Source organism: Proteiniclasticum sediminis (assembly GCF_018128025.1).
GTDB classification, from domain to species: domain Bacteria; phylum Bacillota; class Clostridia; order Clostridiales; family Clostridiaceae; genus Proteiniclasticum; species Proteiniclasticum sediminis.
In genome coordinates this window covers 32,383-45,865 of record NZ_JAGSCS010000019.1, presented here as the reverse complement: position 1 = coordinate 45,865, position 13,483 = coordinate 32,383, and the positions used below count along the sequence as shown (strand labels likewise).

Genomic DNA, 13,483 nt, shown 5'->3' with positions numbered 1-13,483 from the left:
TTTTCAATGAGCCTCTCCCGGTCTCTGCGGTCCTTCGCTTCTCGCGAAGCGGACCAGGTGATCACCATCTGGTCTTCAAGGTTCACCTTACGTCCCTCATAGTTCACTGAGGTAGAGAAGTTGCAGACTTTCCACTTGAATTCCTTGGAGACGGTATGATAGGTCTCTCCGCTCAGCACCATCTCTTTGATCTCCTTGCTGCTTGACCGGATCTTGTAGGCCATCACGTATTCATAGCCCACGGACTTGAGAAAAGCCAGATTCTGCTTGGAATTGAGCCCGCGGTCCGCGGTGATGATGACCTTCTTGATGCCGTAATCCGCTTTGAGCTTTCGCATCACGGGTTCAAGGGTCTTGAAATCATTGGTGTTTCCAGGGAACAGCTCGTAGCTGATCGGGATGCCGTTGCTGTCGATGAGCAGACCCATGACAACCTGAACCTGATTGACCTTGTTGTCCTTTGAATAGCCGAATCGCTTCAGGTCGTCCGCACGGACGGATTCGAAGTAATAGGTGGTCACATCGTAGAATGCGACACTCAGATCTCTGTCCATTCGCGCAGACAGCTGCTTGTTCAGGTGCTTTTCCAGATTCTCTTTCTGATTCGCCAGAAAAGGAAGGGTCCGATATATCTTTTCCAGGTCTGCGTCGACCTCTTCCGGTGCAAACCAGTGGCGGTTTTCAAAGGTTCGCTTCTTTGAACCCGGATTGAGCAGTCTGGAGTAGACCAGAAGGGAAACCATGTCCTTCACCTTGAACTGGATTCTGGAGTGCTGCTTCTGTCTGTAGTCGAAGAAATAGTCCAGCTTCAGCTCATTCCAGAGCTTTTCATAGACCTCCACTCCGTAGTTGACGAGCGGGAATCCTGCTGTCGCTGTACTCTCTTGCGACTGAAGCAGCGACCGGATCTCTTCCACAAAATACTCCTGCTTTACCGCGGCGTCCGCCGCGCGAGAAGCGTTATGCTCGCGTTTGAGCCTTTCAACGATTCCCGGCTCCTTCGCTTCCAGCTTATCCTCCCGGCCCAGATTCTTCAGAACCCTGATTTTGGGGTTTTTGTGACCGGGAACCCGATAAGATTCGATGATTCGGACATATTTATGACCGTTGCTCGTATACACCTGAATGCTGCTCATGAGAACACCTCCTCCATGTTGAATACATTGTATCATAAATACTTTATAAATACAATAAGGAACAACAAAAAACTTCTGCAAACATTCATTTACCTATGTCTGCAGAAGTTTTGCGGCCTATTAAGTGTAAAACTCAGGAGGTCTACCAGACCTACAACCAGTTCTACAAGAACGCTGATGCCCACAATGGATTCATCTACACCGTCCATGTGCGCCGCTCCGACTACGCCAAGGCGCGGAAAGCCGTTTACGGCATGGCGTAAGCGAATGAACAGGCAAATACCAGGCCGGGCCTCCTTCCTCAGGATCCCCGGCCTGGTATTTTTTTAGGTTAGGCTTCCAGCATTTTTTTGAGATATTGTCCGGTGTAGGAACCGTCAAAGGCGGCCACCTCTTCCGGGGTACCGGTGATCAGCACCTGACCGCCCTTGTCGCCCCCTTCGGGGCCCAGGTCGATGATGTGGTCGGCACACTTGATGATGTCCAGGTTATGCTCGATAACCACCACACTGTTTCCCGCATCCACCAGCCGCTGGAGAATCTCCACCAGGCGCTTCACGTCATCGGTGTGGAGGCCCGTGGTGGGTTCGTCCAGGATATAGAGGGTCTGGCCCGTGCCCACCTTGGACAGCTCATAGGCCAGCTTGATGCGCTGGGCTTCGCCACCGGAGAGCTGGGTGGAGGGCTGGCCCATCTTGATGTAGCCCATGCCCACGTCCATGAGGGTGACGATTTTGCGGTGAATACGGCCCTGGTTCTCAAAGAAGTGGGTCGCCTCCTCCACGGTCATGTCCAGGACATCGGCAATGCTCTTTCCCTTGTATTTCACTTCCAGGGTCTCCCGGTTATAGCGCTTACCCTTGCAGACTTCACAGGGAACATAGACATCAGAGAGGAACTGCATCTCGATCTTGATGATGCCGTCGCCGGAGCAGGCTTCACAGCGTCCGCCCTTGACGTTGAAGGAAAAGCGTCCGGGTTTATAGCCCCTGGCCTTGGCATCGGGGGTATTGGAATAGAGATCCCGAATCATGTCAAAGACGCCGGTGTAGGTGGCGGGGTTTGACCGGGGGGTCCGTCCGATGGGGCTTTGGTCGATGTCGATGATCTTGTCGATATTTTCAATGCCCTCAACGCTGTCATGGCGTCCCGGCAAGACCTTAGCCTTGTTGATCTTCCGGTGCAGGGCCTTGTAGAGAATCTCGTTGACCAGGGTGGACTTGCCGGAACCGGAAACGCCGGTCACCGCCACAAACCTGCGCAGCGGAATCTCCACGTCGATGTTCTTCAGATTGTTCTCCCGAGCTCCCCGGACCGTGAGGGCCGTGCCGTCGCCGGATCTTCGGGAAGAAGGCACTTCGATCTTCATTTCCCCGGTGAGATACTTGGCCGTGATGCTCCGTTTGGATTTCATCACCTGCTTCAGGGTTCCCCGGGCCACCACCTCGCCGCCGTGTTCCCCGGCGCCGGGGCCGATGTCCACGATGTAGTCGGCGTTGCGGATGGTATCCTCGTCATGTTCCACCACCACCAGGGTGTTGCCGTTGTCTCGAAGACGCTTTAAGGTCTCGATGAGCCGGTCGTTGTCCCGCTGATGGAGTCCAATGCTGGGCTCATCCAGGATGTAGAGGACCCCCATGAGGCTGGATCCGATCTGGGTGGCCAGGCGGATTCGCTGAGATTCCCCGCCGGAGAGGGTACCGGAGCTTCGGGCCAGATCCAGATAGTCCAGACCCACGTTGACCAGGAAGCTCAGCCGGGCATGGACCTCCCGAAGAATCTGCTCTCCGATGGCGGCATTCTTTGGAGTGAGCTTCAGGGACTCGATGAAGTCCAGCTCATTGTGAATGCTCATGGTGGTGAACTCGAATATATTCTTCCCCCCCACGGTGACGGAGAGCACTTCGGGTTTTAGTCGGGCGCCGTTGCAGGTAGGGCAGGGATTGTTGCTCATGAACTGCTCGATCTCCCCCTTGATGTAGTCGGAGCTGCTTTCCAAGTAGCGGCGCTTCAGGTTATTGACCTCGCCCTCATAGGCATAGTTATAGACGCCCTGGGTGAAGTTCTTCGTATAGGAGACCTTCAGCTTCTCCCCCTTGGTGCCGTAAAGCAGAATGTTGACGATCTCCTCCGGGAGATCTTGGATGGGGGTGTTCAGATCAAAGTGGAACCGCTTGGACAGGGCCTGCAGAATCCCGTAGGTCCAGGAATCCTCCTTGAGGCGGCCGTCGCCCCAGGAGGCGATGGCTCCTTCCAGAATGCTCTTGCTTCGGTCGGGAATGACGAGATTCTCGTCGATTTCCAGAAGCGTACCCAGCCCGTCGCAGTGTCCGCATTTGCCGTAGGGCGCGTTGAAGGAGAAAAGCCGGGGTTCCAGCTCCTCAATGCCCACATTGTGCTCCGGACAGGCGAACTTCTCGGAAAAGATCAGGTCTTCCCCATCGATGATATTCACGATGATGGTGCCCTCCGCCAGGCGAAGGCCCTGCTCCAGGGACTCTGTCAGTCTTCCCCGGATATCCTCCCGGATAACCAGACGGTCAATGACCGCTTCAATATCATGCTTCAGGGTTTTCTTCAGGGTCACCTCTTCCTCGGAGATGTCGATGACCGTACCGTCGATGCGCGCCCGGACATAGCCGGCCTTTTTGATGGTCTCCAGGACCTTCTCATGCTCGCCCTTTCGGCCCTTGATCATGGGGGCCAGGATCTGGATCCTGGTGCGCTCCGGCAGCTCCATGATCTTGTCCACCATCTGATCCACGCTCTGGGAAGCGATTTCCCGATTGCAGATGGGGCAGTGGGGCACGCCGATGCGGGCAAAAAGAAGACGCAGATAATCATAGATCTCCGTCACCGTACCCACGGTGGACCGGGGATTCTTGGACGTGGTCTTCTGATCGATGGAAATGGAGGGACTCAGCCCCTCGATGGATTCCACATCGGGCTTGTCCATCTGACCCAGGAACATCCGGGCGTAGGAGGACAGGGACTCCACATAGCGCCGCTGTCCTTCGGCGTAGAGGGTGTCAAAGGCCAGGGAGGACTTGCCCGATCCGGACAGCCCCGTGAATACCACGAGCTTGTCCCGGGGAATCTCCAGGCTCACGTTTTTCAGATTATTGACTTTGGCTCCTTTAATGACGATGTTCTTCATATTCTCTCCATTTCCTGATCCGCAGTGTTGAGGATTAATTCTTGTTCCGAATAAGGGCTTTCTTCAGCTTTACGATCTCATCCCGGAGATAAGCCGCTTTTTCAAACTCCAGCTCCTTGGAGGCCTGGTACATTTCCTTCTCCAGCTTGCTGATGGTTTTCTCCAGATTTTCCCGGGTGTACTTCTGGACTTCCTCCAGGGAGTTGAACTCCTCCAGGGCCTCCGGAATCTTGGTGATTTCGATGACGCTGCGCACATCCTTGATGATGGTGGTGGGGGTGATGTTATTCTTGGCATTGTATTCCATCTGGATCTTCCGGCGGCGCTCCGTCTCCTCCATGGCCTTGGCCATGGACCGGGTCACCGTATCCGCATAGAGAATGACCTTGCTTTCGCTGTTACGGGCGGCTCGGCCGATGGTCTGGATGAGGGAGGTCTCCGACCGGAGGAATCCCTCCTTATCTGCATCGAGGATGGCCACCAGGGCCACCTCAGGAATGTCAAGTCCTTCTCGAAGAAGGTTGATGCCCACGAGCACATCCACATCCCCCAGCCGCAAATCGCGGATGATCTTCATGCGCTCCATGGTGTCGATGTCCGAGTGCATATAGGTAACCTTCACCCGGAGCTCCTTGAAATACTTCGTCAGATCCTCGGCCATGCGCTTGGTGAGGGTGGTGATGAGGACCCGGAAGCCCTTTTCCACGGTCCGGTTGATCTCGCCGTAGAGATCATCGATCTGTCCGGTGATGGGCCGGATGATCACTTCGGGATCCAGAAGCCCTGTGGGCCGGATGACCTGCTGGGCCACCACGGCGGAGTGCTGCCGCTCATACTCTGATGGTGTAGCGGAGACAAAGAGCACCTGCTTGACCTTTTCCTCAAACTCCTCAAACTTCAGCGGTCGGTTGTCGAAGGCAGAAGGCAGGCGGAACCCGTAGTCCACCAGATTCTGCTTTCGGGAACGGTCGCCCGAATACATGGCCCGCAGCTGGGGCAGGGTCACATGGCTCTCGTCGATGAACACGAGGAAATCCTCGGGGAAGTAGTCGATGAGCGTCTTGGGGGGTGTCCCCGGATCCCGGCCGTCCAGGATGCGGGAATAGTTCTCGATGCCGGAGCAGTAGCCCATTTCCATCATCATCTCAATGTCGAAGTTCGTTCGCTGACGAAGACGCTGAGCTTCCAGAAGCTTATCCTGGGCGTTGAGCTCCTTCACCCGGGCCTCCAGTTCCGATTCAATGACCGCGATGGCCCGCTGAAGATTTTCCGGCGCTGTGGCAAAGTGAGAAGCCGGGAAAATGATCGTATGCTGAATATCCGCAAGTATTTCCCCAGTGAGGACGTCAAACTCCCGGATCCGTTCAATCTCGTCCCCGAAGAACTCCACCCGGATGCCCCGGGCGGTCTCATTGGCGGGAACCACGTCCAGCACATCGCCCCGTACCCGGAAGGTGCCGCGGGAAAAATCGATGTCGTTGCGCTCGTACTGAATCTCGATGAGCTTTCGGATGATCTCGTCCCGGTCCTTGATCATGCCGGGCCGAAGGGAGATGGACAGGTCCCGGTACTCATCCGGGTTACCCAGACCATAGATGCAGGATACGGAGGCTACGATGATAACGTCCCGGCGCTCAAAGAGCGCCGCGGTGGCCGAGTGGCGCAGCTTGTCGATCTCATCGTTCACGGAGGAATCCTTCTCGATGTAGGTATCCGTCTGGGCCACGTAGGCTTCGGGCTGATAGTAGTCGTAATAGGATACAAAATATTCCACGGCGCTGTCCGGGAAGAACTCCCGAAACTCCGAGCAGAGCTGCGCCGCCAGGGTTTTATTGTGGGCCAGGACCAGGGTAGGCCGCTGCACCCGTTCGATGATATTCGCCATGGTGAAGGTCTTGCCGGAGCCGGTGACCCCCAGAAGGGTCTGACCGCGGTTGCCGGCGTTAATGGAGTCCACCAGCTGGCTGATGGCCTCCGGCTGATCCCCCGTGGGCTTGAACCGCGATGCAATCTTGAATGTTCCTTCCATCTGATCCACCTCTCTTTTTTTCCCTTCTTATTATATACCTCTAGGGAAAATAAGTACATATGTTCATTTTTTGTTCATCAACTCAGGAGTCCTTTTCCGCCGTGGCCAGATACTCCGCCGGCGGCACCACCAGGATTCCCGTCCCCGCTTCCGGCAGGATGGTGAAGGTGATCTCCATCTCCCCTTTCCGGGGATCCTTCACCCCCAGGGTCAGGGTCCGGGTATGGGCAGCCCGCTGCAGGTAGGACACCAGGGTACTGTACCGGGGTTCCTGGCCATTGATGGACACAATGACCTGTCCCGTGCGAAGGCCGGCCTCATGGGCTGGGGTTTTTCCCCGGACGTCCAGCACCGAGAGGCTGGTCTTGTCGGAGATGAAGGGGAAGGACCGGTGGTTTTCCCAAAGGCGGAAGAGGCGGCTTTCCAGAAGCGGAAGCCCGGCCCCTGCCAGGGGCACCACATACACCAAGGGAGAGAAGATCCCCGACAGGAGAAGCAGCACCAGAAGACTAAACCCCGAAGCCATTCGAAAGCCGCCGAGGATGGATGATGCTTCCTTCGGTTTGAAGGTCATGACCGACTCCTTCAGGGTAAACACCTGGAGGGTGGCTAAATAGAACAGGGAGACCCCCAGGATGCTGCCGGAGGCCGCTCCATAGGCGAAGACGGCCGGCAGGGCATAGGTTTTCGCCAGGCGAAATCCCCCATGGATTTCCTTGCCCCGGCGAAAGAGCACCGGGAGGTAGCCCCGAAAGGGATCCGTCACCAGGAGCGCTCCCTGAACCACAAACGTCAGGGCCACCAAGAGATAGAGACGGCCCAGATCCTCCAGCACCCGGCCGGCGGGATCCAGAAGAAACGCCAGAGCTGGCACAAAGAGGGCGAAGATGCCCACATGGGCCTGGACGAAATAGGGGGTCAGGGAGAAGAGCGTGAAAAGAAAGATCACCTGGATGGGGCCATAGGCCTGAAAGGTGATCCCAAAATAGGCTGCCAGCCCCGAAAGAGCCAGCCCGCCCGCCAAACTGAAAAACAACTGGGATAACGTGAAAGCTAGGGGAGAGTCTTCGCTTTCCCCTAGCAATAATTGACGTATTCGGGTCTCCCGGATGTTCTGCAGAAAGAGCAGCAGGAAAACCGCCAGAAGGATCAGGGCGGACGGAGAAACAAACATCATGAAATAGCCCTCCAGGACCTTCATTGTTTTCCTCCTTTGATCCGCAGGATCAGTTCATTTTTGTCCGAAGAACCTCCACAGCCTTTTGCAGCTGGGTATCATTCTCCAGCGTCAGGGGGGCCTGGACATCCTCGGGCAGCTTCACTTCCACATCGGGGTGGATGCCTTCGCCATGGATGTTGATCCCCTTGGGGGAATAGTAGGAGGAGACGGTGACTTTTACGCCTTCCGTATCGCCCACATTATAAACCATCTGAACGATGCCCTTGCCGAAGGTCTTCTGCCCGACCAGCGTGGCGGCACCGTAGTCCTTCAGGGCGCCGGCCACAACTTCCGAAGCGGAAGCGGAGCCTTCGTCGATGAGGAGCACCAGGGGCATGCCGATGTAATCGCCCCCTGCAGAGTAATATTCTTTCTTCTGATTCCCCTTGTCCAGGGTGTAGAGGATGGTCTTGCCCTTGTCGATGAAGAGGGAGCCTAGACCCACGGCTTCATCGAGGAATCCGCCGGGATTTCCCCGCAGATCCAGAATGATGCCCTTGGCCCCTTGGGCTTTCAAGGTTCCCACCGCTTCTCTCACCTGGGCGGCTATGCCTTCGGTGAACTGCAGGAGGGTCACATGGCCGATGTTCCCTTCCAGCATTTCCGACTGGACGTTAACCAGGGTAATGCTGGCACGGACGATGGTTACCTCTTCTTCGGTGCCGTTGCGCAGAATGGTGAGCCGCACGGGCTTTCCTTCTTCGCCGCGGATGATGTTCACGGCTTTGTCCAGTTCTGAGCCCTTATAGGGGACCCCTTCCACCTGGGTGATGATGTCGCCGGAACGAAGTCCCGCATTGTACGCGGGAGATCCTTCAAAAGGCGTGATGACGACGATGGCGTCGTCTTTGATGCCTACGATGACGCCGATACCTACATAGTTGCCGGCTCCGTCATCGGTGAAATCCTTGTATTCCTCGGCATTGAAGAACACCGTGTAGGGATCCCCTACGGCATTCACCATACCCTTGATGGCCCCCTCCAGAAGAGCGGCCTCATCAATATCTTTGTAATAGGTGGCGTTCAGGATCTCCTTCACCTCAAAGAGCTTGTCGAAGGAGTCATCCTCCACCGAAGGCTGTTCACCGGGATTCAGGACCTTCTCACTGTTGAGGGAACCATAAATGGAACCCCCGAAGAAGGCGCCTACGCCAACAATGAGGACCAGGAGCGCCGTGATGATCTTACTGGAAGAATTTCGCTTCGGTTCATAATACACGATCCATCCACCTCCGTCCTATACATCCAGGAAACGCTTCAGGGCGATGAAACTTCCCATGGCTCCGATGAAGAGCCCGGTCAAGCCAAATTGCCACGTGAAGTTGTTCAGGATGTACGCGGGGGAAATGAGCTCGGCATAGAACATGGTCTTCGTCACATCCACATAGATGAGGTTGTAGGCGAAGTACACCACCGCCACGGCGATGAAGCCGCCCACGAGGCCCATGATCATGCCTTCGATGAGGAAGGGCCAGCGAATGAACCAGTCCGTGGCACCCACGAACTTCATGATGCCGATTTCCCTTCTTCGCGAGTACACGGTGAGCTTGATGGTATTGGAGATGAGGAAGAGGGAAACCAGGACGAGGATGATGAAGATCACCACGCCAATGGTCCGGATGAGGCGAGCCAGGGTAATGATTTTTTCCACGGTCTCCCGCTCATTGCCCACGTCTTCCACACCGCGGACATCCTTCAGCGCTTCTTCCACGCGGATGGCCGCCTCTGGCTCCTTCAGGGTAATGACATAGGAATTGGGCAGCGGATTGCGGTCTTCGGAGAACCCGGTGAGAATGGCATTGTTTTCGCCCAGTCTCTCCTTGAACTTCTCAAAGGCTTCTTCCTTGGTTTCATAGGTCACTTCTTTGACCCCGTCAACGCCCATGATGATGTTATAGACATTATCCTTTTCCGCTGAGGTGATCTCGTCCAGGAGATATGCCTTGATCTCCACTTTGGACTCCACGGACTGGACCCCCAGGTTGATCGTCTGGGCCACCAGGAGGAAGACCCCGAAGATGAAGAGGGTGGCGGAAACGGTGATGATACTGGCCAAGGTAATGGTTTTATTGCGCTTTAAACTCTTCAGCGCATCCATGAGGAACATCTTAATCTTCTGCATTCAATTCGTACCTGCCCTTCTTTTCGTCCCGGACAATTTTTCCCTTTTCCAGGGCGATAACTCTCCGCTTGCTGGCGTCCACGATGTCCTTGGCATGGGTAGCCATGAGAACGGTGGTGCCGGCTTTATTGATATCCATAATGAGCCGCATGATGTCCTTGGCCGTTTCCGGATCCAGGTTTCCTGTGGGCTCGTCGGCGATGAGGAGCGTCGGATTGTTTGCAATGGCCCGGGCTAAGGATACCCGCTGCTGCTCTCCGCCGGAGAGCTCATTGGGGAAGCTTTTGGACCGGTCGGAAAGTCCCACCAGCGCCAGCACCATGGGAACCCGCCTTCGGATTTCCTTGGGCGTGGCATCGATGACGCGCATGGCGAAGGCCACGTTCTCAAAGACGTTGAGGGTGGGAATCAGGCGGTAATCCTGGAACACCATGCCGATTTTACGACGGTAAAAGGGCACGTCTTTTTTGGTGACGGACTTGAGGTTCCGGTTGTTCACCAAAACATCGCCGCTGGTAGGATCGATCTCCTTTAGCAGCATTTTGACGAAGGTGGATTTTCCGGCGCCGCTGGCGCCCACCAGGAAAACAAATTCTCCTGATTCAATCTTGACGTTGATGTCATCCAGCGCCACGACCTGATTATCGTATTTCTTAATCACATTTTTAAATTCGATCATTTCACATCTCCCGGTATTTGATTGATGAAGTTCCCTGTTTTTGCCGATGCCGCACGAAAAGTGCGCCGGCCTGGGCCGGGCGGTCCGTTTCCCCATGGACCCACTGCTCCACGAGTATTCATTATGCCACAGGCATGTAAAGATTTTATGAAGAAATCTTTCTTTCCTTTGGGATATCAAGACAGTTACAGCTTGATATCTTTAAAGCCCTCGCCCAAGACCTCATGGACCTCATTGACGGAAATAAAGGCCCGGGGGTCGATTTCCCGGATGAAATTTCGCAGCCGAATGTAGTCCCGGCGGTAGAGCACCGCATAAAGCACCTGAATATCCTCGCTGGTGTAGCCGCCGTAACCGTTGAGTACGGTGCAGGAGCGGTCCAGCTCGTGGATGATGAAGTCGATGATCTCCCCTTCTTTCCGGCTGATGATCATGAGCTCCTTGGCGGTGTTGAAGCCGTCAATGAAGCGGTCGATGAGGGCGCCGTTGAAGATGATGCAAAGAAGAGCATAGAGTCCGGCCGTGATGCCGAAGGTCAGCACGCCGCCCAAACCGATGAAGAAATCCACCAGAAGCAGCGACTTGCCGATGTCAAAATGGAAATACTTGCTGAGGATCTTCGCCAGGATGTCCGTCCCTCCTGTGGAGGCCCCAAAGTTGAAGACCAGGGACATGCCGATGCCGATGATGATCGTCCCCACGGCAGCATTGATGAAGAGATCCTCCGTGAGAATCACCGGGGGATAAAACCGCTCCACCACCCACATGAAGAGGGACATGCCAAAGGAGGCGTAGAGGGTTTTTGCCCCAAAGCCCCCTCCCAGGGTGAGAAACGCCACGAGGAAAAGTACCAGGTTCAGGGTGAGGATGATGGCCCCCACGGGCACCTGAGGGAGAAAACTGTTGATGATGATGGCCAGGCCCGACACCCCGCCGGCGGCGATGTTGTGGGGGATATGGAAATATTCCAGCCCCAGGGCCACCAGGATGATCCCGATGGTGATCATGGTGTAGTCCTTGAAGGCATTGAGAAGTTTCGGATTCATGAGGAACCCCCTTTCGCGCTTACTGCTTATCCTTGGGCCGCTTCGGCAGACTGAAGCCCTGGCCCAGCACCTCCGTGGTGCTGCTGACGGTGATGAAAGCTTCGGGAACATTTTCCCGAAGGAAGGTTTTCAGGCGTACAAACTCCTTGGTGGAGAGGACGCTGTAGATGACATAGTTGGATTCCCCGGAAAATGCGCCTTCTCCGGTGAAAATGGTAGCCCCCCGCTCGATCTCATGGACGATGAAGGCCCGAATTTTCTCCTTTTCCGAGGAGATGATGAAGACCTGTTTCTTTTCATTGAAACCCCCCACCACCCGGTTGATGACCACACCGTTGAGGAAGGTGGCAAGCCCTGCATAGAGTCCCCGCTCCAGCCCAAACATGAGGGCCACCAGAAGGACCACCAGGAGGTCGATGAGGGTCATGGAAAGACCCATGGAGAGGTGAAAATACTTCTGGAGGATCTTCGCTACAATATCCGTGCCGCCCGTGGAGGCGTCCTGGTTGAAGACGAGCCCCAGTCCCGTGCCCAACAGGAGAATCCCCACTAATGACGCCAGCATGAGATCCTCGGTGATGTTCGCCGGCCGGATGACATTCTCCAGAATCCACATGAAGATGGACAGGGAGAAGCTGGCATAGAGCGTCTTAAATCCGAAGCCGCCGCCCAGAATGCGAAAAGCGACGATGAAGAGGAGGATATTCAGCCCCAGGACATAGGTGGAGACGGAAACCGCCGGGATCAGCCGGTTCAAAATGAGGCCGATTCCCGATACGCCCCCGGGGGCAATCTGATTGGGGATGAAGAAGAGCTGAATGGCCATGGCCACCAGCATCGCGCCCAGGGTGATGAAGAAATAGGATCGGTATGCTTTCATGTTTCACCTACACATAGCTTTTTCGGTTCACTTCTTGGCCATTTTTCACATAGATCCGCGGTACCCGCTTGGAGACGGCGCAGACGATCTCATAGGGAATGGTTCCCAGAATCTCGGCCATGTTCTCCGCATTGAAGACGACGCCCTGATCCTCGCCCAGTAAGACCACTTCGTCCAGGGCAGCCACTCCCGGTACGTCCGTCACATCCACCATGATGTGGTCCATGCAGACGGACCCCACCTGGGGACAGGGAATGCCGTGGACCAGCACCTGGGCTTTTCCCGAAAGACCGCGGAAATACCCGTCGGCATAGCCCACGGGGATCGTGGCGATGAGGGTTTCCTCCCGGGTGGTGACAAATCGGTGGCCATAGCTGATTCCCGTGCCCTTGGGCACGGACTTCAGCTGGATGATGAGTCCCTTCAGGGTCATGACGGGCTTCAGTTCCAGCTTCTCCTTCATGACTTCCGGCGACGGGTAATACCCGTAGAGGAGAATGCCAGGACGGACGCTGTCAAAGTAGGTCTCTTCCAGATCCACCACCGCTCCGCTGTTGGCCGCATGGTAGTGGTTGAAGTAGACGCCCAGTTCCCGGAGCCGTTCCACAGCGGCTTTGTATTTGTCCAGCTGCAGGTGGGAAAGGGTCTTGTCCGCCGCATCGGAGGAGGCAAAATGGGTATAGATGCCCTCCATCTCCAGATGGGGAAGCTGCGCGATGCGCTGAATTTCCCTCAGGCTCTCTTCGTCTGGAGAGAAGCCCAGCCGGCCGATACCTGTATCGATGGAAATGAGAACCTTGGCGATTTTTTGGACCTTGGCCGCCGCCTCGTTCATTTTCACCGCATAGGCATAATCCAGGCAGTTGAGGATGATGTTCTTTTCCACCGCCTCGGGAAGAAAATCCTCCGGAGTGTAGCTGAGCACCATGAGGGGGGCCGTCAAGCCCCGGTCCCGAAGCTGGAGAGCCTCGGTAATCACGGCCACGCCAAAGGCTTCAGCTCCGGCTTCCTTCATGGTTTCCACCACTTCCGGCGCGCCGTGGCCGTAGGCATCGGCTTTCACAATGGCGATGATCTGCGCATCGCCGACTTTTTCTTTAATCTTTCGGACATTGAAGGCCAAGTGGTCCAGATTGATTTCCGCCCAAAGGGGCCTGATCTTTTTGTACATTGCGTTTCACGGGTTTCCCCTTCGCTCCTTTTCTCTCATCTTGG

Annotated in this window: 11 protein-coding genes; 1 reads left to right on the top strand and 10 read right to left on the bottom strand. The window is 55.6% G+C overall.

Features of this window, described 5'->3' with window-relative positions:
* Nucleotides 1-1,136, bottom strand: a 1,136-nt coding sequence (locus KCG48_RS12270; RefSeq protein ID WP_211802496.1) for an IS1634 family transposase, incomplete at its 3' end; no start/stop codon positions are given.
* A gap of 95 nt (nt 1,137-1,231) precedes the next feature.
* On the opposite strand from KCG48_RS12270, the gene KCG48_RS12265 reads away from it, so the two are divergent.
* Entirely contained in the window at nt 1,232-1,399 is a 168-nt protein-coding gene (locus tag KCG48_RS12265) for a hypothetical protein (RefSeq protein WP_211802495.1), read from the top strand.
* A 68-nt stretch (nt 1,400-1,467) separates the two neighbouring features.
* Here the strand turns inward: KCG48_RS12265 and uvrA are convergent, their stop codons facing one another.
* The 9 genes from uvrA to alr form a co-directional block, all read right to left on the bottom strand.
* The gene (gene uvrA / locus KCG48_RS12260; protein ID WP_211802494.1) at nt 1,468-4,293 is read right to left on the bottom strand and encodes an excinuclease ABC subunit UvrA; all 2,826 of its coding nucleotides are present in this window, start codon (nt 4,291-4,293) and stop codon (nt 1,468-1,470) included.
* Between the two features lie 34 nt (nt 4,294-4,327).
* Nucleotides 4,328-6,322: an excinuclease ABC subunit UvrB gene (gene uvrB, locus KCG48_RS12255; RefSeq protein WP_211802493.1), complete on the bottom strand. Its 1,995-nt coding sequence runs from the start codon at nt 6,320-6,322 to the stop codon at nt 4,328-4,330.
* 82 nt (nt 6,323-6,404) lie between these two features.
* Entirely contained in the window at nt 6,405-7,523 is a 1,119-nt protein-coding gene (locus tag KCG48_RS12250; protein WP_211802492.1) for a PDZ domain-containing protein, read from the bottom strand.
* A 25-nt stretch (nt 7,524-7,548) separates the two neighbouring features.
* Nucleotides 7,549-8,760, bottom strand: coding sequence for a S41 family peptidase (locus KCG48_RS12245; RefSeq protein ID WP_211802491.1), 1,212 nt, complete (start codon nt 8,758-8,760; stop codon nt 7,549-7,551).
* A gap of 18 nt (nt 8,761-8,778) precedes the next feature.
* Nucleotides 8,779-9,663: a permease-like cell division protein FtsX gene (gene ftsX / locus KCG48_RS12240; RefSeq protein WP_211802490.1), complete on the bottom strand. Its 885-nt coding sequence runs from the start codon at nt 9,661-9,663 to the stop codon at nt 8,779-8,781.
* Nucleotides 9,650-10,342: a cell division ATP-binding protein FtsE gene (ftsE, locus tag KCG48_RS12235; RefSeq protein ID WP_211802489.1), complete on the bottom strand. Its 693-nt coding sequence runs from the start codon at nt 10,340-10,342 to the stop codon at nt 9,650-9,652. The genes ftsX and ftsE overlap by 14 nt, the downstream gene beginning before the upstream one ends.
* 185 nt (nt 10,343-10,527) lie before the next feature.
* Entirely contained in the window at nt 10,528-11,388 is an 861-nt protein-coding gene (locus tag KCG48_RS12230; protein WP_211802488.1) for a YitT family protein, read from the bottom strand.
* A gap of 19 nt (nt 11,389-11,407) precedes the next feature.
* Complete coding sequence (locus KCG48_RS12225) at nt 11,408-12,268, bottom strand: YitT family protein (RefSeq protein WP_211802487.1); 861 nt, start codon at nt 12,266-12,268, stop codon at nt 11,408-11,410.
* A gap of 7 nt (nt 12,269-12,275) precedes the next feature.
* Nucleotides 12,276-13,439 (bottom strand): alanine racemase, encoded by a 1,164-nt coding sequence (alr, locus tag KCG48_RS12220; protein WP_211802486.1) that lies wholly within the window; start codon nt 13,437-13,439, stop codon nt 12,276-12,278.
* Nucleotides 13,440-13,483: the final 44 nt, after the last annotated feature.